This window comes from Maritalea myrionectae DSM 19524 (assembly GCF_000423365.1).
GTDB classification, from domain to species: Bacteria; Pseudomonadota; Alphaproteobacteria; order Rhizobiales; family Devosiaceae; genus Maritalea; species Maritalea myrionectae.
This window is the reverse complement of the sequence record NZ_AUHV01000003.1, coordinates 653,137-674,279: the sequence shown is the minus strand read 5'-3', so window position 1 is coordinate 674,279 and position 21,143 is coordinate 653,137. Positions and strand designations below refer to the sequence as shown.

Below are 21,143 nucleotides of genomic sequence, written 5' to 3'. Positions count from 1 at the left end.
TTGGATATGGTGATGAAAAACACAAATCTCGCAAAACGTCTTCAAGACAGCGCCATCTGGATCTTCATCGCGCTTGAACTGGCCTTTTTCGGTATCGCAGGTGAGTTTCTCTCCCTGTCGGACGGCAACTTTTTGGCCCCCGACAATATGCTTTTGCTGATCAAGCAAACGGTCCCCTTGGGCATCATTGCGTTGGGCATGACCATCATCATGATCAATGGCAATATTGATTTGTCTGTTGGCCCGATCTTCGCCTTGTGCGCTATTGTTATGCTGGATTCCATGACCTGGCCAATCTTTGCCGGGCTAGGCGATGGGGTTATCGTTATTGCTTGGGCGTTGGCGATCCTTGTGGGCGTCGTGCTCGGCGCCATCAACGGCTTCATTGTTTGGAAAACCGGGGTCGATGCCTTTATCGTGACCCTTGGGTCGATGCTGGGCTATCGCGGCTTGGTGTTCTTATATAATGGCGAGCAACCGACCTATCATTTGAACTGGACTTTGGTGGATATCGCGGAATCGGCACCGCTTGGCATTCCCTTGCCAATCCTGATTTTTGCCGGGTGTATCTTATTCACCTGGTGGCTCACCAAACGCACGGTGCACGGCCGCAACGCTTTCGCCATTGGCGACAACCGCACCGCTGCGGTAAATGCTGGCATTCGCGTTGGCCCGCACATGGTGTGGAACTATGTCTTGATCGGCCTTTTGGTCGCCATCAGTTCAGCCACCTTCTATTCAGCAAGCGGCTCTGTAAATCCCAATGATGGGATGTTGTATGAGCTTTGGATCATCACCGCTGTGGTGCTTGGTGGCACCAAACTCACAGGCGGCAGAGGCTCCATCATCGGCACTGTGGGCGGCGTGATTGCCATCCAATTGATGCGGAAAGGCTTGGGCCATATCGGTGCAGACACAGCAATGGTCAATCTGGTCATCGGCAGCATCTTGATTGTGGTGCTTTACCTCGACCGCCAGTTGAACCGGAAGGGCGAAGAGGAGTTAAACTCATGAGTGCACAAGCGCCAGTCCTTGAACTGAAAGACATCGTCAAAACATTTCCCGGCGTGATCGCGCTTGATCACGTCAGCCTCGACATCCTACCCGGCGAAGTGCACGCCCTTATGGGCGAAAATGGTGCCGGCAAATCAACACTGATGAAGGTGCTTGGTGGCATTTACCAGCCGGACGAAGGCGACATTCTGGTTGCCGGGGAAAAAACAATTTTGCGTACACCGCTGGAAGCCAAAGGCAAAGGCATCGTCTTTATTCACCAAGAACTCAGCCTGGCGGAAGAGCTTTCTGTGGCTGAAAACATCTATATGGGTGAACTCCCCCGCAAGAGCTTGGGCCGTGTGGACTGGTCCAAGCTCTTCAGCGATGTTGACGAAATATTGGGGCGGCTGAATTGCAACTTCAATGCGCAAACCATTGTTGGCGATCTCTCTATTGCCAACCAGCAAATGGTGGAGATCGCGCGCGCGCTCACAGTTGAGGCAACCACGGTTATTTTTGATGAACCGACCGCATCCCTCACCGATGCGGAAAAAGTGGTGCTCTTTGACATTATCGAAGATTTGAAATCACGCGGCGTGGGCATCGTTTATATTTCGCACCGCATGGAAGAGATATTCAAAATTTCTGACCGCATCTCTGTTTTGCGGGATGGCGAATATCGCGGCACGTTAAAGGCCAGTGACACCAATCAGGACGAGCTTACACAGCTTATGATTGGCCGCAGTCTGGAGCATACGCGGCCCGACCTTTCCCAATCCAATGGCGATGTTGCATTGGAGGTGAAAGGGCTGAGTTGTGGCAAGCTGTTTCATGATGTGAGTTTTAAAGTCCATGCGGGCGAAGTTGTTGGCTTTTATGGTCTTGTTGGTGCTGGCCGCACCGAGGTGGCCGAGACGATCTTCGGCATGCGCAATAAATCCAGCGGCGAAATCTTTTTGAATGGCGAAAAAGTTGAGATCAATTCGCCGGCAGATGCGATTGCGCACGGTATTTCATTGGTGCCGGAAGATCGCAAAGGGCAGGGGCTTGTGTTGGGCATGAATTGTCGCGACAACATGACCTTGCCGCAAATTGATGATCTCACCGTGAGCGGCCTCACAGCGCCTCAATCGGAGCAAGAGATTTTCAAAAAATATCGTGACCAGCTTGAAATCAAGACTCCCAATTGGAAGCAAACAGTTGGTAATTTGTCTGGTGGCAATCAGCAAAAAATTGTGATTGGCAAATGGCTGTCCATGCACCCCAATCTGCTTATCGTGGATGAACCCACGCGCGGCATCGATGTGGGATCAAAGTCTGAAATTCACAACCTCATCCGTGAGCTGGCGGGCCAAGGTTACGCCATCATCGTCATTTCCTCAGAAATGCCTGAGATCTTGAGTGTTTCCGATAAAATTGTGGCAATGTTTCATGGCGAGATTGTCCATACATTCACGTCATCAAACGTGACCGAGGATAAGTTGGTGCAAGCCATTTCAGGCATCTATGAACCCGAAAATGCGGCCTAGACTCACCAGTTTTTGCGCGTCCCTTATCGGCTAAGCCGCTTCAAAACGCATTTCGATTGCAGGCGACCATTTTTTGCGGTCTTCTGTTTGCTATAGTGGCGATGTTACGTGGCAATTGAGGTGCGTTGGTTCAAATGGATAGAGCATTCCAACAAGAAGGTGAGTGGGATTATGTCATCATCGGGGCGGGCACTGCTGGCTGCGTGTTGGCCAATCGTTTGAGCGAAAACCCGGCGCACAAGGTGTTGTTGTTGGAAGCGGGGGGCAATGACAATTATCATTGGGTCCATATCCCTGTGGGTTATCTTTATTGCATCGGCAATCCCCGCACCGATTGGATGATGAAAACAGCCCACGAAGAAGGTTTGAACGGGCGGTCGCTGGTTTATCCGCGCGGTAAAGTGTTGGGTGGCTGCACGTCCGTCAACGGCATGATCTATATGCGCGGTCAGGCACGTGATTATGATATCTGGCAGCAAATGGGCAATTCGGGCTGGTCTTGGGATGATGTGCTGCCCTATTTCTTGAAATCTGAAGATCATCACAAGGGCCAGTCTGCCTTTCATGGCGGCAACGGCGAGTGGAAAGTGACCAAGCAGCGGTTGAAATGGCCCATTCTTGAAGCCTTTCAGGAAGCCGCGGCTGAATTTGGCTATATGCCGACCGATGATTTCAATGATGGCAGCAATGAAGGCTCTGGTTTTTTTGAAGTTAATCAAAAGAACGGCGTACGCTGGAATGCAACGAAGGCTTTTCTTCGACCCGCCATGAAACGTCCCAATTTGAAAGTGGTCACGAATGCCTTGGTGGACCGCATTATTCTAGAGGGGAAGAAGGCCACGGGTGTTGCCTACCACCATAAGGGCCAATTGGTGAATGCAATGGCCAAGCGTGAAATCGTGTTGAGCGCTGGAGCGATCAACTCACCCAAAATCCTGGAGCATTCCGGTATCGGGCGCCCTGATGTCCTGAGTGACTTTGGCATCGAGGTGCTGCATGAGGCCAATGGGGTGGGTGAAAATTTGCAGGATCATTTGCAAATACGCACCGTTTATAAGGTGCATAATACGAAAACGCTAAATGAGGCTGCCAACAGTTGGATCGGCAAAATTGGCATTGCGGCCAAATATGCGTTCAACCAAAGTGGTCCCATGTCGATGGCTCCGAGCCAGTTTGGTTTGTTCACGAAAAGTGACCCTTCGCTGGAAACGCCCAATCTTGAATATCATGTGCAGCCCCTCTCCACGGACAAGCTGGGCGATCCGCTTCACCCCTTTCCGGCGATCACCGTGTCGGTGTGCAATTTGCGGCCGGATAGCGTGGGCAGCAGCCACATTGTTTCGCGCAATCTGGAGGCGCAGCCCAATATTAAATTGAATTATCTGAGTGCAAAATCTGATCAGGATGTGGCGGTAAAGTCTTTGCGGCAGGCGCGCATGATTATGACAGCCCAACGTTTGAAGCCTTTTGCGCCGGAAGAGATTTTGCCGGGGCCGGACAAGAAAACCGATGAGGAGTTGTTGTTTGAAGCTGGTAATATTGCCACCACAATCTTTCATCCGGTTGGCACCTGCAAAATGGGCAATGATGAAAAAAGTGTCGTTGATCCAACCCTAAAGCTGCATGGAATTGGAGGCCTTCGCGTGGTTGATGCTTCCATCATGCCAAAGATCGTTTCGGGCAATACCGCTTCGCCCGTTATCATGATTGCGGAAAAGGCCGCCGACATGATTAAGCAGGACGCACGACGCTGAGGGCTCGAAAAATCCATCATGGCGTTTACGGGCAATGATGTGTTTCGACGTGTCGGCAGATAATAAAAATAACGCCTTGACCTTATAGTGACTGGAAGGATTAAGTTGGCTGAAATCGTCAAGATTCAAGTGAAAGAAAAGCCATGTCCGCCCAAGTAAAGACCGAAGATCAAATCCTCAATCTGTCCATTTCCGGCCTGAGTTGCGCCTCCTGCGTCAAACGCGCCGAAACGGCTATTTCTGGCGTTGAGAGCGTTTCGGATGTGTCGATCAACCTCGCCACAGAAACCGCGCGTATCCAGATGAAAGATGCTGCGGGCCTTCCCGATGTAATCCGGTCAATTGAAACTGCCGGATATGGGGTGCCGACAAAAACGATCACCCTCGATATTGAAGGCATGACATGTGCCTCCTGTGTGAAGCGCGCGGAAGATGGTCTTAAAAAAGTCGAAGGCGTTTTGAGCGCCAATGTAAATTTGGCGACCGAGAGCGCCCATGTTGAGGCCGCATCGAATGTCGCTGTGGCGGATCTGATTGCTGCTGTTAAAAATGCGGGCTATGTGGCGAAGACGCAGATTGATGAGCCCAGCGCGCATGAGGATCGCAGCGCCAAAAAAGATGCCGAATATCAGACGCTGAAACGCAATCTTTGGGTTGCGGCGATTTTCACCGTGCCGCTTTTTGTGCTGGAAATGGGCTCACACTTCATTCCGGGTGTGCACAGCCTTTTGATGGAGAATATCGGACGGCAGAACCTTTATTATTTCTACTTCCTGCTGGCGACCATTGTGCAGTTTGGTCCGGGGATGGTTTTTTATAAAAAGGGTATTCCCGCGCTGTTACGCATGGCCCCGGAAATGAATTCTCTTGTGGTGCTGGGGTCTTCCGCTGCGTGGGGATATTCAATTGTTTCCACGTTTGCCAGCAGCATTTTGCCTGCAGGCACAGCGAATGTTTATTACGAAGCCAGTGCCGTGATCATCACGCTCATTTTGCTTGGGCGGGTGCTTGAAGCCCGGGCGAAGGGGCGAACCAGCGAAGCGATCACCAAATTGATGCAGTTGCAGGCCAAGTCTGCGCATGTTTTACGCGATGGGGCCTTTGTGGAAGTGCCTTTGCATGAAGTTGTGGCCGGAGACATTGTGCGCGTGCGTCCTGGTGAGAAGGTGCCTGTTGATGGTGAATTGACGAAAGGCAGCAGCTTTGTTGATGAGGCCATGATTTCCGGCGAGCCTGTGCCGGTGGAAAAGACGACCGGCAGCGAAGTGATTGGCGGGACGATCAATAAAACCGGTAGCTTTGAATTTAAAGCGACCAAAGTTGGTGCTGATAGTGCGTTGGCGCAGATCATCAAAATGGTTGAAAACGCTCAAGGGGCGAAGCTACCGATCCAAGCCTTGGTGGATAAAGTCACTGCAATATTTGTGCCTTTCGTGATGTTGATCGCGGCGCTGACGGTTGCTGTGTGGCTGTTCTTTGGACCAGATCCTGCCCTCTCATTCGCGTTGATCAATGGCGTTGCCGTGCTGATCATTGCGTGCCCTTGTGCCATGGGGCTGGCGACGCCAACCTCCATTATGGTGGGCACGGGCCGTGCCGCTGAAATGGGCGTGTTGTTCCGCAATGGCGAGGCGTTGCAGGATTTGAAAAATACCCATGTTGTGGCCGTGGACAAGACTGGCACATTGACCTTGGGTCGACCCGTTTTGACCGATTTGAATGTGCTGAATGGCTTCGACGAAGCCGAAGCGCTTTCCCTTGTCGCTGCGGCAGAAGCCAATTCAGAACATCCGATTGCTGAAGCCATTGTGGTGGCGGCGAAGGAGCGGGGATTGGACGTGCCAGAGACCACGCGTTTTGACTCTGTCACCGGCTATGGGATCGAGGCGGAAGCCAATGGTCGCAAAATCGAAGTTGGCGCAGATCGCTATATGGTGAAATTGGGCCATGATTTGAGCGAACATGAGCACATCGCTGCCCAGTTGGGTCGCGAGGCGAAGTCTCCGCTTTATGCCGCGATTGATGGTAAGATCGCTGCCATTATTGCCGTGGCTGATCCGATCAAGGAGACCACGCCAGCCGCAATCAAGTCCTTACATGATTTGGGGCTGAAAGTGGCCATGATCACAGGCGACAACAAGGCGACAGCCGAGGCGATTGCGCGCGAGCTAAAGATCGACAGTGTGATTGCCGAAGTGTTGCCTGCCGGCAAAGTGGACGCCATCAAGCAATTGCAAGAAAACAATACCCATGTGAGCTTTGTGGGCGATGGCATCAATGATGCGCCAGCGCTTGCTCAAGCAGATGTGGGTGTGGCCATCGGCACGGGCACGGACATTGCAATTGAAAGCGCTGATGTGGTGCTCATGTCTGGCGACATGCGTGGCGTGGCGAATGCGATTTCCTTGTCGAAGGCGACCATTAAAAACATTCACCAGAACCTGTTTTGGGCGTTTGCCTACAATGTCAGCTTGATCCCTGTTGCGGCGGGCCTTCTTTATCCATTCACGGGCACAATGCTGTCGCCAATGTTGGCGGCTGGGGCCATGGCGCTGTCCAGTGTGTTCGTTTTGGGGAATGCACTACGTTTGCGGCGCTTTAATGCGCCAGCAGCAGTTGCTGTGACTGAAGGCTAGAGGCCGTCGTGACAAGATATTGGATCATTGGCGGATATGGGGATGTCGGCTCTGCGGTGGCGCAGAGCCTGATCACAACCCTGGCGGCGGGCGATGAACTTTTCATCGCGGGTCGCAATTTAGGCAAAGCGGAAGCGTTGGCCGGTGAATTGGGCGACCAGGCTAAAGCCATTGAATTGAATGTGAACGGCCCTGTTGTGGCCGGACAGTTCCAACCAGGCGATGTGGTGGTGAACACCGTTGAAACCATTAGTGACGAATGGCTGTCGGCTCTGGCGCAAACGGGCCTGTCATTCATCGATGTGTCGGCCACCGAGGACTATTTAAACCGGGTGAGGGGGCTGTTTGGCCAGTATGGGCAAAACAGCCTTTGTATCACCGAGGTGGGTGCATCGCCCGGGCTGACCAATTTGATGGCCGCAAAACTGGCGGAGCAGGAAGCTCAGGTCGACCGTATTCACACCTTCATTGAAATGGGCATGGGCGAGCATCACGGTTATGCGGCCACCAAATGGTTTTTTGAGGCCTTGGCCAGCCCTTACCCTGTTTTGATTGATGGCGCGCAAAAAGTGCTTTCGCCGCGCGATCAGCTCATGAGTGTTGAATATAAGTTGCCGAAAACGCGGCAGGCGACAGCGATTGGTGTTGGATTTTCGGATCAAATATCCATCGCAAATCGACATAATCTCCATGCTGCGCAGACATTTGTGGGTGTTGCGCCAAATTGGATGAACAATGTGCTTGGCCAATTGGTGCGTTTGCCGTTCAGCACTGTGTTGCGTCGCCATTCGGGATTCTTAGCGGGCATGATGTCGAAATTTCCGCCCGTTGGCCCTGTGCGGACCTCGATAAGATCGGTCGCTTATGATTCTGAGCAACAGATTTTGGGGAGCATTGAGATGCTGGGGGGCGATCAGTCCGAATTGACCGCAGAAATTGCGGCAATGGGTGCGCGAGCTGCCGACGTGCAAAAGCAAACAGGTGTTATTTCCCTGCCGGATATTTTGGACCTTGATCAAGTCAAACAGCAATTGCCGCGCCTCACCTGGCGATGAAACGCGTGCTAAATTGTGTGATTTTTAGTGGTGAGCGTGCTGTTCTGGATCCGCAATCCATTTGCCCAAATAGTAGCGCTCAAACACAAAGACCGCAGCGATAGCCACCCACGCGATAACCACAATGGTGGGGTCGCTGCCCGCTTTGGTGATGCTAAACGCGGCCAGCACGACAGCATCGAACACGAGTGCGGCGATCAAGATATAGGGGGAAGCCCCGATCTCTTTTCGGCGATAGCGGAACACGCCCCAATGCACCAGCATATCCATCACCAGATAGAAAAAGGCACCAAGCGACGCAATGCGGCTCAGGTCGAAAAAGATCGCGAGAAATGAGGCAATCACCACAGTGTAGATTAATGTGTGACGCTGGATCGTGCCGCTCATGCCGAAATGGCTGTGCGGGATCATCTTCATATCGGTGAGCATGGCCAACATGCGCGACACCGCAAAAATACTGGCAATGACGCCTGACGCGGTCGCAATCGCGGCCAAAAGGATGGTGAGCGTAAAGCCAATTTGGCCCAAGGCAGGTTCGGCGGCTTCGGCCAGCGCATAATCCTTTGCAGCGATGATTTGGTCGATGGGCAAGCTGGCATTTACGCCGAAGGCGACCAGCAAATAAGTAGCGGTGCAAATCAGGATTGAAATCACAATGGCGCGTCCCACATTTTTATGCGGGTTTTCGACTTCCGCGCCGCTGTTGGTGATGGTGGTGAAGCCTTTGAAGGCGAGAATACCGAAGGCAATCGAGGCAACAAAACCGAACCCATCGACATTTGATGACGCGGTTTGGGAGATCGAGAAATCAAAGCCGCTAGCCCAAAGCGCGGCACCGCCAAACAGGCCAATACCAGCGATTTTGAACACAGCCATAACAATGGAAATCATGCCGATGGAACGATTGCCCGCAATATTGACGATAAAGGCGAACAATATGACGCCAACAGCCAGAACGGGCACCAATATGCCGCCGGAAATATCAAAGAATCGCAATACATAGGTGGCAAATGTGCGTGCCACCAGGCTTTCTGCGATCACCATGCTCAGGGCCATGAGCAAGGCTGCGCCCGCCGCAACGGCGCCCGCGCCATAGCATTTTTGCAAGATCATCGCGATGCCCCCTGCGGAGGGCCAGGCGTTGGACATTTTGATATAGCTGTAGGCGCTGAACAGGGTGACAATTGCGCCGATGATAAAGGAAAGCGGGAAGAGGTTGCCCGCGAGTTCGGCCATCTGCCCGGTGAGGGCAAAGATACCTGCGCCAATCATAACGCCGGTGCCCATGGCAACTGTGCCGCTCAAGGAAATTGAGTTGGCCTTATAGTCACCTTGCTTTTGGTCGCTTTCCATCTCTCCCCCTTCGTGGCCGTGTTGTCGATCACATATTATGTGCTTGGTACTCAACGCCGTTGGCCACCTGCAGTTCCCGAATATATTTGACGATGGCGGCAATGTGCAATTGGGTCATGTCCGGTCGGGGCGGCATATTGCCAAAGTTCCAGTGGTGTTGCGGCACACCATTTTGGGCTGCGCTTAAAAATGCGCCGTCGCCATGATGGCCCGGATTATAGATATCGTGCACCAATGGTGGCCCGCTATCGCTGCCGCCTGCATTTTCACCATGGCAGCTGGCGCAGTTGGCTTTAAAGATTTCTTCGCCCTTTGCTGCCAGAGGCGAGAGCTCGGTTGCGTTGACCGCGACGCGCCCCGACATATTTTGAGTGTCAGGATAATTTGTGGCGGTGAGCATGTTATATCCCACCCCGACAAGGCCAAGGATTACAAATCCCAATAAAACATACTTCAATGCTGCATCCTTCCCCGACAAATCTAATGTGCGCCTAGGTTGCAACCTTCCAGCGCTGGAAGGTCAAGGGAGATGTGGCGCACTGCGGCAATTTAACCTCGGCATACTGTGCACCGGGTGATTGACCTTACCCCTGCTGGAACCTACATTTTTAGTTAAGATTTTATTCATCGCCTAATTTTGAACTTTTTGTCTGGGCACAAGGGCCACATGAACAAGAACGTCCTCATCCTCTCAGCGCTGGCCATTGTGGCGCTATTGGCTTTCGTTTATGTGCGGAGCAATACGCCCGCACCGACGCGCGCGCCGATGGTTTCGGTGACGCCGATTGAGGTGAGTGGGCAGACCGCGCTCGGAAAATCAAAATTTGAAGAGAATTGCGCCAGTTGCCACGGGGAAAACGCAACTGGACTTGATGGAGTTGGGCCACCTCTTGTGCATAAGATTTATGAACCCTCCCATCATGCGGACATTGCCTTTATGTTGGCCGTGCAAAATGGTGTTCGCGCCCATCACTGGCCGTTTGGAAATATGCCCGCCGTCGACATTGAGGAAAGTGATATGCAGGCGGTAATTGCCTATATCCGGAAATTGCAGGTGGCAAACGGAATTGATTAGAACAGCTTGTCATAAACTCAGTTTGCTTAATGTGACGTTCTTGGCGCTCGCATTTGTGCTCGCCATTGCGACGGCATTGCCGGTCAATGGGGCGACGTTGGTTTTTGGCGATCACGGACACGAGGTGGTTGCGCAAGATACACATGCCCATTCGGCCAAGACTGGCTATGAAATGGGCTGTGGTGATCAGGCAAGTGTTCATTGTGGCGTGAAAATTGCTGTTGCTGGCTGGCACTTGCCGACAGGTTTTGTGGCCATCGCCCATAGTTACGCACAAAGCAATATGCAGATGCTTTTGGCGCGTTCGATCGCGCAGGAGATACCTCCCCCCCGACTCTAAATGTTGAGCCCAAACCGCTTTTCAAAAATTTAGAGGACAATCATGAACAAAATTGAACTTACAATCGGCGCTGTGTTTTCATTGGCAATCACTGGGGCTGCGCTCGCCCACGGGGGTGCAACCGGTGTTGTTAAAGAACGTATGGACGGCATGATGGCGATGGGGAAGGCCGTTAAATCCCTATCGTCAATGATGCGCGGCGATGTCGATTATGACGCTGATGTGGTCAAAACCAATGCGCAAACCATTCAGCAACATGCGGGCGAAACGCTGACCAAATTGTTTCCAGAGGGCACTGATGGTGCCCCTTCCGAGGCGAAGCCTGAAATCTGGTCTGACTGGTCAGAGTTTGAAATTCTTGCCAAGCAGCTCGAGACTTATGCGGTTGCATTGGAAGCTGCGGCGCCGAACGGGCTGATGATGCAGGGCCAGAACAATGGTGGCATGATGGACAGCTCAGATATGATGAGCGGTTCGGGTATGATGGATAGCTCGGGCATGATGGGCAGTACTGGTGGCATGATGGGTGGTTCGCAAATGATGGACCCGGAAGATCTTGCCAATATGCCCGCCGATGGCGTGTTCAATATGCTGGCGCAAACCTGTGCCAGTTGCCATGGCAAATTTCGCGTTGAGAAGAAGTAATGGTGAACAGACTAATTGCGCTTTTGATGGGCGCAACAGCGGTAGCTGTTGCGTCCACCATTGCCATTGTGTTTTGGCCCATTGGCAATCCACCTGAATTGAAACAACTTGAAGGTAATGCAAAACGGGGCGCCTATTTGGCCAGAATGTCGGGCTGTATCGCTTGCCATACGGATGGCGAAAATGGTGGAGCGGCCCTGGCTGGCGGTGTGGAACTCGACACGGATTTTGGCACCTTTTACTCGCCCAACCTCACCCAATCTGCGGAACATGGCTTGGGCGATTGGACGATTGATGAGTTTGCCAAAGCGGTGCGCCAGGGTGTCTCTCCGGATGGGGAACCCTATTATCCATCATTTCCATATCCGTTTTATGCCAAGATGCCCGATCAGGACATTGCCGATCTGTGGGCGGCATTTCAAACCGTGCCTGCCGTGGATGAACCTTCAGTGCCGCACGCCATGAAGTTTCCATTTAACTTCCGGCCGGGATTGAAATTGTGGCGCGCGGCGTTTGTGGATTTTTCTACATTCGAGCCGGACGAGACCCAATCGGATATTTGGAATCGCGGCAAATATATCGTGAGAGGGCCCGCCCATTGCGGTGCGTGTCATACCCCACGTAATTTTGCGGGCGCGCGCAAGGCGAGCTTTGATTTACAAGGGGCGAACAAACTTCCAACCGGTGGCAAAACACCTGCCATTCACGCGACGGCGCTCAAGAAAAAAGGCTGGACCCAAAGTGCGCTTGCCTATGCGTTGAAAAGCGGTGTGAAGCCAGACGGTGACGTATTCGGTGGCAGCATGGTTGAAGTGGTGCATGACGGCACATCATTTCTTGCACCGAAGGACCTTGAGGCCATTTCGATTTATTTGTTGGGAGAAACCGATGTTGCAACCCAGTAGGCGAGATGCGCTGAAACTATTAGGTGGCGGCGCGGCAGCGCTGGTTATGATGCCATCCATGAGCGGGGCAAAAGAGGGAGCCGGGACCAGTTTCAAACTGGTGGCACAGCCGGTGCAGCACAAACTGCACCCCGCTCCTGATGCTCAAGAATCCACATTGTGGAGCTACAATGGACAGGTGACCGCGCCAACCTTGCGCATCAAGCAAGGGGAGCGGGTGACCATTGAGTTTACCAACGCCTTGCCGGAACCTACATCCATCCATTGGCATGGATTGCGGATCGCAAACGAAATGGATGGTGTGTCCGGATTGACGCAAGACCCTGTGCCGCCCGGTGGGCGTTTCACCTATGAATTTGTGGCGCCTGATGCTGGCACCTATTGGTATCATGCGCACCACAAAAGCTGGGAACAGGTGGCCCGCGGCCTTTATGGCGGTCTGATTGTTGAACCGGCAGACGGGTCAATATTGCCGGAAGCGCAAGATCATCTTTTGATTATTGATGATTGGCGGTTGGATGGCGAAGGCAAGTTTGATGCGGCCAGTTTAGGTGCGCCCATGGATTGGAGCCATGGGGGGCGTATGGGCAATTGGCTCACGGTGAATGGGCAAAGCCTGCCTACTATCTCACTGCCCAAGAATGCGCCTACCCGGTTGCGGTTGGTCAATGCCAGCAATTCGCGCATTCTGGACATTGATCCCGCACGATTTGGCGGCAAAATTCTCGCGTTTGACGGACAGGCTTTGCCCGACGCCCCGATGGAGCTTGGCTATACACCCTTATTGCTTGGTCCGGCCCAACGTGTGGATCTGCTGGTCGAGCCAGAGGAGGACTTTGTGCTTGAGGAACTGTCTCAACAGCCTTTCGCCTTTTGCTCGTTTGAGGTGCGTAACCCAGCGCAAGAAGTGGCTGCGTTTACGGTGCCAAAACCAAACAAACTGCCCCTACCTGCGAAGGATGATCGGTTCAAGTTTGACTTGCGCATGACCGGAGGGGCGATGGGGCAGCTTGATAATATCTATTATCAGGGTGAAAAGTTGGACCGTGGTGGGTTTCAACGCACCAAGCAGTTTTGGGCGTTCAACAATGTCGCCAACCTGGCTGAGGAGCCGCTGTTCAGCGTGAAGAGGGGGCAGACGGTGGAGTTGAATGTTTCTAACATCACAGCCTTTATGCATGCGATGCATGTGCATGGACATCACTTCCTGATTGAAGATCGCGATGGGGGCGGCGTTGAGCAAAGCCCATTGTGGCGCGACACCTTCTTGGTGGGTGCGGAGCAATCAACGCGTATTGCGTTTGTGGCCGACAATCCGGGTAAATGGCTGTTCCATTGTCATATGCTTGAGCACGCGGCATCAGGCATGAATGCATGGTTTGAAGTGACGGATTGACCTCGATGCACATGTTTGGACTAGAAATGGCGCTCAGTGGCGGTTAGATTGTGTTTATGATCCGGATTTTCACTCTTTTGGTCGCAGCGATTTTGTTGCTGGGCCAGCTCAACATGGCCAGCAATGCGGCGCAAGGCGGGAGCTTTGCGCTGATTGAGGTTTATGAGCAATCAGTGGAAAGTGCGCATGGCTGCTGTGATGACAAGGCGGCGGCCACATTGGGCGCAATGGATTGTGCCAGCGAGTGCGTGCACGCCATCCTAAGTGGTTTTGTGCTTGTGATGCCACCAAGGTTAGAGCGCGCTTCTGAAACATTCGTCTTGCCGATGCGGGCCATCGAGGAATGGCCAAACGGACCACCGCCCATATTGCACAACGTCTAAGTCACCTTTTGATGTTGAACAGCCCGTGCCCACGCGCATGGCCTATTATTATATGTGGTAAAAATGAACTCATCTTATTTCTCGCTGGAACGGCGACATATGCTGAAAGGGGCAGGCGCTTTTGCTCTTACCGGCGTGTTGGCTGGTTGCACAACGACGGCCAGTGAAGTCCCCGACCTATCTGCGGCCAAAGCGCTTTATGGGCCTTTGCCGAAAGAACGTTTTCCGATTGCGGCGCTGCCGGTGGAAAAAATTGACCCGCAATATTATCGCCAGACCGTGCGCTATCGCACCAAAGAACCTGTGGGCACGATTATCGTCGATACGTCAGCGTTTTTCCTTTATCTGGTGCAGGCTGACAATAAAGCGATACGATATGGCGTTGGCTTGGGCCGCGCCGGCTTTTCGTGGTCGGGCCGGGCCATGGTGCAATGGAAACGCAAATGGCCAACCTGGACACCGCCTGCCGAAATGATCAAACGCGAACCGCATTTGGCAAAATATAGCCATGAAAATGGCGGTATGCAGCCGGGGTTGAAAAATCCGTTGGGTGCGCGCGCGCTTTACATTTTTAAGGATGGAAAAGATACGCTTTATCGGCTGCACGGTACGCCGGAATATTGGAGCATTGGCAAAGCGGTCTCCAGCGGCTGCGTCAGGCTATTTAATCACGATATTATCGATCTTTATCAGCGGGTTCCGAATAAGACCCCCATTGTGGTGATGTAAAATGAAGAACTTGAATAAATGGACACTCGGTGCGGTGGCTGCACTGATATTGGCTGGCGGATATTGGGGCTATGCCCAATATGTGGTGCCACAAGCAGAGGCGCAAACGGGCCTTATTCCCTATAAAAACACCCAAGTGGTGGCGAGGGGCCAAGAAATATATCAAGCCAATTGCGCGGCATGCCATGGTGATAATCTGGAAGGCGAAGAAAACTGGAAGCAACCCAAGTCATCCGGCCGCATGCCAGCGCCGCCTCATGATGAGACGGGCCATACCTGGCATCATAATGATGAGTTGCTGTTCAACTTGACCAAATATGGGATCGCAAGGCTGAGCAACAATCCAGATTATCAAACGGACATGCCGGTTTATGACGGGGTGCTGAGCGACGATCAAATCATCGCGGTTTTGGCTTATATCAAATCGACATGGCCGGAAGAAATTCAGCAGCGTCACGACCAAATGAACGCTGGCGGATAGCTGAACCCAAATGCCGCGTCGCTTTGGTGACGCGGCAACCCTATCCTCAACGGTGAGGAATGCTATTCAACCTTGCAGATATATTTTGAGTAGACAAACCCGACATCCGGGTCGGCCGAAAACATATCAGCGACGCCATACATCGGGACAACCTGCCGCCAATTGTTTTGTGCGGTCGGCTCCATGGTCCACATGAATGTGCCGGGCAAAAGCTTTGTAATCACATCGCAATCCGTGCTGCCGCAGGTGCGCATGCTGAGGAAATTGTCTCCGTCGGGATTGAGGCCGCAAACGCGATAGAGCTCGCCGGAATAGGCGAATGCGGAGGTGGCGGCAAAGACGATGCCAAAAATGAAACTGAGGCCGAGCAAATATTTCTTCATGATGGGTCCCCTTTTGAACAGGAAAGGATAGCTCTGCCTAACAGTGCGCGGGACCGGGGATGCGGGTCAATGCGGCATGATATCCGGGTTATCGCCTGAGTGGGCAGTTGTCATCTGCTTGTTGACCGAAAATGTTTATATCCCCTATGCTGCGGCTATTGGTTTTGCGTGATGGCGTCACGTTGAAACTAAACTTCCTTTCCGTCCTGGACGCCCGGACAGTCCCTCGTTGAGTGCACAAGGGAAACTATTGTGGGTGAGATCATGAACAATCCAAACACTGCCCATTCCGCTCATTCAAATGCGGATAGCGATATTAATGTGGGCATGGCCTTTATGATTGTGGCCATGCTTTTGCTGCCGGTGGGCGATACGTTGGCGAAGATTTTGACTGACGTTATGCATCCGGTGGAAGTCGGCATGTGGCGCTTTGTGTCGCAAGCCATATGGTTTGTGCCAGTTGGCATTTTCATGCGGCGCTATTTGCGCGGGCCGATGTTGTCGCCGATTGTGGCGCTCTCCGGCGCCCTGATGGTGATATGTGTCGTTGCCTTGATCACTGCTTTTAAGGTCATGCCCATTGCAACGGCTATCGCGATCTTTTTCGTTGAGCCGCTGGTGTTGACGCTTCTGGCGGGTTTGATCTTGCGAGAAAAGATCGGGCCACGCCGCTTGGTCGCCATTGGTGTGGGGCTGGTGGGCGCAATGCTGGTGATCCGGCCCAGCTTCGCTGAATTCGGCTGGCCCGCGCTATTGCCGCTAATTTCAGCCGTGACTTATGCGCTGAATATGATTGTGCTGCGCCATGCCAGCAAGCAACGCTCAGCGCTTACGGTGCAGTTTGGGGCGACGATTTACGCCGCGATTGGCATGGTGCTGTTGAGCACAGTGCTTAGTTTGTCTGGTGGCGTGGAGTTCGCCGGTCCACTGGCAGGCGGTTGGGCTTGGCAGGTGATCGTGGCCGGTGGTGCGCTTTCCGCTGTCACCTTTGTGTTGGTTGCCGAAGCTTTCCGCCGGGCAGAAGCCGGCTTGTTGGCCCCGTTCCAGTATCTGGAAATATTGGGCGCGACGGCTGCGGGCTATCTGGTGTTTGGCGATTTTCCCGACTGGATCACATGGGTTGGCATTGCGATCATCCTGGCCTCAGGCATCTATGTGTTTCACCGCGAACGGGAAGTGGGGCGCTATCGCCCCACCACGACAGAGATTGAGAATGAGTGTGCCCGCTAGGCGCGCATTCAGTTGAGGCAAAGCAAAAAGGGCGGCCCATTGGGCCGCCCTTTTTTTATTAGATATGCAAGTCCGGCTTAGCCTGGGCTAAGGCCACGCAAGCGCTCTGAACGACGACGCAGCAACTCAACTGTGGTCAACAGCAGGATGGACACGGTCACAAGGATCGTGGCGGCTGCCAGAATGGTTGGTGAGATTTGCTCACGCAAGCCAGTGAACATCTGCCATGGCAGAGTTTGTTGACGGGCCGAGCCCACAAACAACACAACAACCACTTCGTCGAATGAGGTGATGAAGGCGAACAAGCCGCCTGAAATCACGCCCGGCAGGATGAGGGGCATTTGCACACGGAAGAAGGTTGTGACCGGATCAGCACCCATATTGGCTGCCGCGCGGGTCAAAGACCGATCAAAGCCGACCAACGTTGCGGTCACCGTAATGATCACAAAGGGAATGCCCAACACGGCGTGGGCGAGGATCACTTTGATATAGCCCACAAACGCTTGGTTGAGACCAAGGCTTGCCTGCAACCAGTTGCCCAAAGGCGCATAGAAGAAGAACATGCCGGTCGCTGAGATGATCAGCGGCACAATCATGGGTGAAATCAAGATCGCCATGATGGCTTGACGACCCGGCACATGAGATTGGCTCAAACCGATCGCGGCCAACGTGCCCAAGCTCACCGAAATGATGGTGGCGATTGGGGCGATGATCAATGAGTTCTTCAGGGGCACCATCCATTCGTCGGACCCGAGGAAATCATAATAGTGCTTCAGGCTGTAGCCTTCTGCCTTAAAGGCAAGCATTTCTGGCGTGAAGGTGAAGAAGTCTTCAGCGTTGAAGCTGAGCCATACAACGGGCACCAGCGGTGCGATCAGAAAGAAAAACACCAGCGCACAAATGAACAGGAAGCTGTTGTGCCACAACACTTGTGCCGGGGTGTAATAGTTTGGCACGCCAGCACGATATTTGCCGGAGCCAATCCAGATGGCAAACCAGCTCATGGAGACGCCCACGACAAGGCCACCCACGATGCCGGCGAACCCACCAAAGATGGCGCCAACTGCGGCAAAGACTGCGGCAGCGCCCCAAATCTTTTTCCATGGTTTGATCGAAATGATCTGGGCCAGCACGGCGGCAAGCGCCGCGCCAATCAACGCACCTATGGGCAGCCCGATTGCTGGGGCGCCATAGATGTTGCCGGTGATAAAGCCAAAGACTGCGCCCAGCACCGCCACCACGGGCATGGTGAAAGTGTACAGATTAGGGCGTTGAATATATGCAATAATCTCGCTCATTGGTTAGCCTCCCAGCTTCACATTGTCGATGCCCACGATCTTATCGTAAGCCCAGTACAGCACCAGAACGACCACCAGAAGGATCGAGCCAAGTGCAGCCGCAAGGCCCCAGTTCAGCGAGCTAGAGATGTGATAGGCGATACGGTTCGAAATAAAGATGCCGCTTGTGCCGCCAACGATTTCAGGGGTGATGTAATAGCCGATGGCCAAAATGAACACCAGAATTGACCCCGCGCCGATCCCCGGAACAGATTGAGGGAAATAGATCCGCCAAAAGGCTGTCCAGTTGGTGGCGCCAAGTGACTTGGCTGCCCGCAAATAGCTGGGCGGGATTGTTTTCATCACCGAATAAAGCGGCAAGATCATAAAGGGCAACAAGATGTGCGTCATTGCCACGATGGTACCGGTTGCGTTGTTCATCAAGATCAATCGGTCAGCGTCGCCAACGAAGCCGAGCCAGACCAATATGTCATTGATCACGCCTTGCTGTTGCAACAGCACCTTCCAGGCGGATGTGCGCACCAATAGGGATGTCCAGAACGGGAGCAGCACCAAAATCATCAAGGTGTTCGCCACGCGCATTGGCAGGTTGGCCAAAAGCCACGCCACTGGATAACCCAGCACAATGCAGGCACCCGTGATGACCAGGGCCATCCACAATGTGCGCATAAACAATTGCATGTAGATTTGCTGGTTTTCAGGCTTGGCCTGCACGCCATCTGGCGTCAGCTCAAGATCAACCGCGTTCAAGAAATAGCCCGGCGTATAATTGGCGGAAAAGACTTGAATGGTGGACCAAACTTCGGGGGAAGCCCAATCTTCTTTAATCTTAGCAAAGCCTTCACGGAAATTGACTTCAGGCAGTTTGTCCACATTGTTGGCAGCAGCCTGCAACGCCTCGGCACCTGGACCTGAATAGTTGGAAATGGCCGTGATGGTTTCAGGGTTTTGCAGATCCTGTGCGAGACCCGCATAAACGGCCTCCCAAGGATCTTCTTCTGCCACTACATCTTCGTCATCAATGACGGTCCAAATGGCAAAATCTGTGTAAGCGCGTGTCGTCCAAGGCAGCATTTCAGCCATTTGGGCAGAAGGCACGAAGCCGATATCACCGGCCATGCTTTCGCCAACGCCCATGCGCCATAATTCCCGACGGCTTTCCAGAAGCTCTTCGCCACCTTCGCCATTGAGCATTTCATACCAAAATGCACCTTCTTTGAAGCGTGGATCAATTTCTTCGAGCGGATCCTGATATTCCTCACCCAGATCGTCAAGTGAACGTCCGGATGTGCGGAACAAAGAGGAAAGCCCGGTTTGTTCGTAGTTTAGGCGTGAGCCAAGTTTTGTGTGTTCTTTAGATTCAACAGCACGGAACAAATCAAAATACAGGTGCCGGTAGACTTCTTCATCCGGGGCCTGATTTGTTGTGCCATCCCACTCTTGCAGCGCCACAACAGTGTGCGGCAGCGTGTTGGAGACAATTTCGTTTTCGACGGAGCGAAAAAGCATGGAGAGAATGGGGATAATAAAGGTTACCACCACGAACAGCAAAAGCGGTGCGATTAGCAACAACGCTCTAATTTTTTGCCGCCGCAATGCGCGCGCTAAGCTCTGCTTTAGCGGCCGACCATCCGCCGATAGCATTGGTTGTTGTGTTGTGTCGCTCATCTTGCCCCCGTCAATCTGCCTGTTTCGGTCTTTTATTTGGATTTATGCATCCGGTGAAAAAGGGGGCACGAGTGGCCCCCTTTTCCTCAAAGATTATTGAGCCAACCAAGATTGGAATTTGGCATCAATATCGTCACGGTAATCAGCCCAGAACTCGTAGTTATAAAGGAACGTGTTCTTAGCGTTGTTAGGATCGGTAGGCATATGTGGTGCCATGTCGATACCCAATTCAGCGTGCTTGCTTACAAGCGGAGCTGAAGATTCACGTGCTGGACCGTATGAAATGTATTTTGCTTGGTCCGCAAGACGTTGAGTGTCTGTTGCGAATTTCACAAAATCTTTAACACGGGCAAGACGCTCTTCAGGCAAGTCAGCTGGAATTACCCAACCGTCAAGGTCAAACACTTGCGCATCCCACAACATGCCGATTGGCTGGTCTTGCTCAACAATAGCTGAGAACAAACGACCGTTATAGGTTGAACCCATGAACACTTCACCGTCAGCAAGAAGTTGCGGTGTATCCGCACCAGCTGACCACCAGATTACATTGTCACGAATTGTGTCGAGTTTCGCCAATGCTTGCTCTTGGCCTTCAGGTGTGGCCAGAACGTCATAAACGTCTTCTTTTGCCACGCCGTCACAAAGCAAAGCCCATTCCATGTTGTTCAATGGACGCTTCTCAAGGGCACGCATGCCAGGATATGTGGCAAGGTCGAACAAGTCACAGATATCGCTAGGTGCTGGTGTACCTTCAGGTACCAAGTCTGTGCGATAGCCTACAGTTGTTGAATACACAATCTGTGGGATAAAGCAGTCGCTCACGATCAAGTCACCAAAGTCATCGCTGGCTGATGTGCCATCAGGCGCTTCAGCAAGCATTTCATCATGGTCAACTTCCATGGCCAAGCCTTCGTCGCAAAGACGGATGGCGCTGGCGGCGGTTACGTCAACAAGATCCCAAGTGACGTTGCCCGCTTCGTTCATGGCACGCATTTTCGCTACAGCTTCAGCTGAGCTTTCGTCCCAAGTGATGGATACGCCATCATTCATTTCCATATAAGGTTCTGCATAAGCCTTGATTTGGCTATCTTGATATGCACCACCCCAGCTTACGATAGTCATGTCTGAAACCATATGGCCGTCTGCCATCGCCATAGTGCTGAGCGAGGCGATTGCCGTTGCTGCAGCCATGGGCTTAATGAATTTCGTAATGAGTTTCATTGAATACTCCCTTTAATTGCCCGGACATTTGAGTAAGAACTGACACCCGGGCATAGCCAGTTCTGT

At 52.8% G+C, this 21,143-nt stretch carries 20 protein-coding genes; 14 read left to right on the top strand and 6 right to left on the bottom strand.

The annotated features are described in order from the left end of the window. Positions 1 to 12 precede the first annotated feature (12 nt). The 5 genes from G549_RS0109385 to G549_RS0109365 all read left to right on the top strand — a co-directional run bounded on the left by G549_RS0109385 (position 13) and on the right by G549_RS0109365 (position 7,970). Complete coding sequence (locus G549_RS0109385; RefSeq protein ID WP_027834816.1) at positions 13 to 1,014, top strand: ABC transporter permease; 1,002 nt, start codon at positions 13 to 15, stop codon at positions 1,012 to 1,014. Further along, a complete protein-coding gene (locus tag G549_RS0109380) occupies positions 1,011 to 2,525 on the top strand; it encodes a sugar ABC transporter ATP-binding protein (protein WP_027834815.1) in 1,515 nt (504 codons plus the stop codon). Before G549_RS0109385 ends, G549_RS0109380 begins: the two co-directional genes overlap by 4 nt. A 134-nt stretch (positions 2,526 to 2,659) precedes the next feature. Next, entirely contained in the window at positions 2,660 to 4,279 is a 1,620-nt protein-coding gene (locus G549_RS0109375; RefSeq protein WP_027834814.1) for a GMC family oxidoreductase, read from the top strand. 143 nt (positions 4,280 to 4,422) lie between these two features. Next, the gene (locus G549_RS0109370) at positions 4,423 to 6,915 is read left to right on the top strand and encodes a heavy metal translocating P-type ATPase (RefSeq protein WP_027834813.1); all 2,493 of its coding nucleotides are present in this window, start codon (positions 4,423 to 4,425) and stop codon (positions 6,913 to 6,915) included. Between the two features lie 8 nt (positions 6,916 to 6,923). Beyond that, on the top strand, positions 6,924 to 7,970 hold the full coding sequence (locus G549_RS0109365) for a saccharopine dehydrogenase family protein (RefSeq protein ID WP_027834812.1): 1,047 nt from the start codon (positions 6,924 to 6,926) through the stop codon (positions 7,968 to 7,970). 24 nt (positions 7,971 to 7,994) lie between these two features. Here the strand turns inward: G549_RS0109365 and G549_RS0109360 are convergent, their stop codons facing one another. Beyond that, positions 7,995 to 9,323: an APC family permease gene (locus tag G549_RS0109360; protein WP_027834811.1), complete on the bottom strand. Its 1,329-nt coding sequence runs from the start codon at positions 9,321 to 9,323 to the stop codon at positions 7,995 to 7,997. Between the two features lie 28 nt (positions 9,324 to 9,351). After that, positions 9,352 to 9,780 carry a c-type cytochrome gene (locus G549_RS0109355; RefSeq protein WP_246778359.1) on the bottom strand — a complete coding sequence of 143 codons (429 nt, stop codon included), beginning with the start codon at positions 9,778 to 9,780 and terminating at the stop codon, positions 9,352 to 9,354. A gap of 210 nt (positions 9,781 to 9,990) precedes the next feature. Between G549_RS0109355 and G549_RS0109350 the strand changes: the two genes are divergently transcribed. From G549_RS0109350 to G549_RS0109315, 8 genes are all read left to right on the top strand, one after another. Continuing rightward, a complete protein-coding gene (locus tag G549_RS0109350) occupies positions 9,991 to 10,398 on the top strand; it encodes a c-type cytochrome (RefSeq protein WP_027834809.1) in 408 nt (135 codons plus the stop codon). After that, the gene (locus G549_RS0109345; RefSeq protein WP_156905524.1) at positions 10,391 to 10,738 is read left to right on the top strand and encodes a hypothetical protein; all 348 of its coding nucleotides are present in this window, start codon (positions 10,391 to 10,393) and stop codon (positions 10,736 to 10,738) included. Before G549_RS0109350 ends, G549_RS0109345 begins: the two co-directional genes overlap by 8 nt. Before the next feature lie 42 nt (positions 10,739 to 10,780). Further along, positions 10,781 to 11,383, top strand: a complete 603-nt coding sequence (locus G549_RS0109340; protein ID WP_027834807.1) for a c-type cytochrome — start codon at positions 10,781 to 10,783, stop codon at positions 11,381 to 11,383. Then, positions 11,383 to 12,288 carry a c-type cytochrome gene (locus tag G549_RS0109335; RefSeq protein ID WP_246778358.1) on the top strand — a complete coding sequence of 302 codons (906 nt, stop codon included), beginning with the start codon at positions 11,383 to 11,385 and terminating at the stop codon, positions 12,286 to 12,288. The genes G549_RS0109340 and G549_RS0109335 overlap by 1 nt, the downstream gene beginning before the upstream one ends. Continuing rightward, the gene (locus G549_RS0109330) at positions 12,272 to 13,684 is read left to right on the top strand and encodes a multicopper oxidase family protein (RefSeq protein ID WP_036221809.1); all 1,413 of its coding nucleotides are present in this window, start codon (positions 12,272 to 12,274) and stop codon (positions 13,682 to 13,684) included. Before G549_RS0109335 ends, G549_RS0109330 begins: the two co-directional genes overlap by 17 nt. A gap of 56 nt (positions 13,685 to 13,740) precedes the next feature. Next, entirely contained in the window at positions 13,741 to 14,067 is a 327-nt protein-coding gene (locus G549_RS0109325) for a hypothetical protein (RefSeq protein WP_027834804.1), read from the top strand. Positions 14,068 to 14,130: 63 nt separating this feature from the next. Further along, on the top strand, positions 14,131 to 14,796 hold the full coding sequence (locus G549_RS0109320; protein ID WP_027834803.1) for a L,D-transpeptidase: 666 nt from the start codon (positions 14,131 to 14,133) through the stop codon (positions 14,794 to 14,796). Position 14,797: 1 nt separating this feature from the next. Then, complete coding sequence (locus G549_RS0109315) at positions 14,798 to 15,277, top strand: c-type cytochrome (RefSeq protein ID WP_027834802.1); 480 nt, start codon at positions 14,798 to 14,800, stop codon at positions 15,275 to 15,277. 62 nt (positions 15,278 to 15,339) lie between these two features. Here the strand turns inward: G549_RS0109315 and G549_RS0109310 are convergent, their stop codons facing one another. Continuing rightward, complete coding sequence (locus tag G549_RS0109310; protein WP_027834801.1) at positions 15,340 to 15,660, bottom strand: hypothetical protein; 321 nt, start codon at positions 15,658 to 15,660, stop codon at positions 15,340 to 15,342. A gap of 264 nt (positions 15,661 to 15,924) precedes the next feature. Between G549_RS0109310 and G549_RS19720 the strand changes: the two genes are divergently transcribed. Beyond that, positions 15,925 to 16,890: a DMT family transporter gene (locus G549_RS19720; protein ID WP_210162415.1), complete on the top strand. Its 966-nt coding sequence runs from the start codon at positions 15,925 to 15,927 to the stop codon at positions 16,888 to 16,890. A 77-nt stretch (positions 16,891 to 16,967) separates the two neighbouring features. Here the strand turns inward: G549_RS19720 and G549_RS0109300 are convergent, their stop codons facing one another. From G549_RS0109300 to G549_RS0109290, 3 genes are all read right to left on the bottom strand, one after another. Continuing rightward, on the bottom strand, positions 16,968 to 17,894 hold the full coding sequence (locus G549_RS0109300) for an ABC transporter permease (protein ID WP_245985827.1): 927 nt from the start codon (positions 17,892 to 17,894) through the stop codon (positions 16,968 to 16,970). Positions 17,895 to 18,191: 297 nt separating this feature from the next. Beyond that, positions 18,192 to 19,856, bottom strand: coding sequence for an ABC transporter permease (locus G549_RS0109295; protein WP_027834799.1), 1,665 nt, complete (start codon positions 19,854 to 19,856; stop codon positions 18,192 to 18,194). Between the two features lie 93 nt (positions 19,857 to 19,949). Beyond that, positions 19,950 to 21,077, bottom strand: coding sequence for an extracellular solute-binding protein (locus tag G549_RS0109290; protein WP_027834798.1), 1,128 nt, complete (start codon positions 21,075 to 21,077; stop codon positions 19,950 to 19,952). Positions 21,078 to 21,143 lie beyond the last annotated feature (66 nt).

Excerpts from the sequence above, each read along its gene's own strand:
- G549_RS0109315 (WP_027834802.1), top strand. The coding sequence starts at position 14,798 with ATGAAGAACTTGAATAAATGGACACTCGGTGCGGTGGCTGCACTGATA.
- G549_RS0109320 (WP_027834803.1), top strand. The coding sequence starts at position 14,131 with ATGAACTCATCTTATTTCTCGCTGGAACGGCGACATATGCTGAAAGGG.
- G549_RS19720 (WP_210162415.1), top strand. The coding sequence starts at position 15,925 with ATGAACAATCCAAACACTGCCCATTCCGCTCATTCAAATGCGGATAGC.
- G549_RS0109300 (WP_245985827.1), bottom strand. The coding sequence starts at position 17,894 with ATGAGCTGGTTTGCCATCTGGATTGGCTCCGGCAAATATCGTGCTGGC.
- G549_RS0109385 (WP_027834816.1), top strand. The coding sequence starts at position 13 with ATGAAAAACACAAATCTCGCAAAACGTCTTCAAGACAGCGCCATCTGG.
- G549_RS0109295 (WP_027834799.1), bottom strand. The coding sequence starts at position 19,856 with ATGAGCGACACAACACAACAACCAATGCTATCGGCGGATGGTCGGCCG.
- G549_RS0109340 (WP_027834807.1), top strand. The coding sequence starts at position 10,781 with ATGAACAAAATTGAACTTACAATCGGCGCTGTGTTTTCATTGGCAATC.
- G549_RS0109360 (WP_027834811.1), bottom strand. The coding sequence starts at position 9,323 with ATGGAAAGCGACCAAAAGCAAGGTGACTATAAGGCCAACTCAATTTCC.
- G549_RS0109330 (WP_036221809.1), top strand. The coding sequence starts at position 12,272 with ATGTTGCAACCCAGTAGGCGAGATGCGCTGAAACTATTAGGTGGCGGC.
- G549_RS0109290 (WP_027834798.1), bottom strand. The coding sequence starts at position 21,077 with ATGAAACTCATTACGAAATTCATTAAGCCCATGGCTGCAGCAACGGCA.
- G549_RS0109375 (WP_027834814.1), top strand. The coding sequence starts at position 2,660 with ATGGATAGAGCATTCCAACAAGAAGGTGAGTGGGATTATGTCATCATC.
- G549_RS0109325 (WP_027834804.1), top strand. The coding sequence starts at position 13,741 with ATGATCCGGATTTTCACTCTTTTGGTCGCAGCGATTTTGTTGCTGGGC.
- G549_RS0109310 (WP_027834801.1), bottom strand. The coding sequence starts at position 15,660 with ATGAAGAAATATTTGCTCGGCCTCAGTTTCATTTTTGGCATCGTCTTT.
- G549_RS0109350 (WP_027834809.1), top strand. The coding sequence starts at position 9,991 with ATGAACAAGAACGTCCTCATCCTCTCAGCGCTGGCCATTGTGGCGCTA.
- G549_RS0109370 (WP_027834813.1), top strand. The coding sequence starts at position 4,423 with ATGTCCGCCCAAGTAAAGACCGAAGATCAAATCCTCAATCTGTCCATT.
- G549_RS0109380 (WP_027834815.1), top strand. The coding sequence starts at position 1,011 with ATGAGTGCACAAGCGCCAGTCCTTGAACTGAAAGACATCGTCAAAACA.
- G549_RS0109335 (WP_246778358.1), top strand. The coding sequence starts at position 11,383 with ATGGTGAACAGACTAATTGCGCTTTTGATGGGCGCAACAGCGGTAGCT.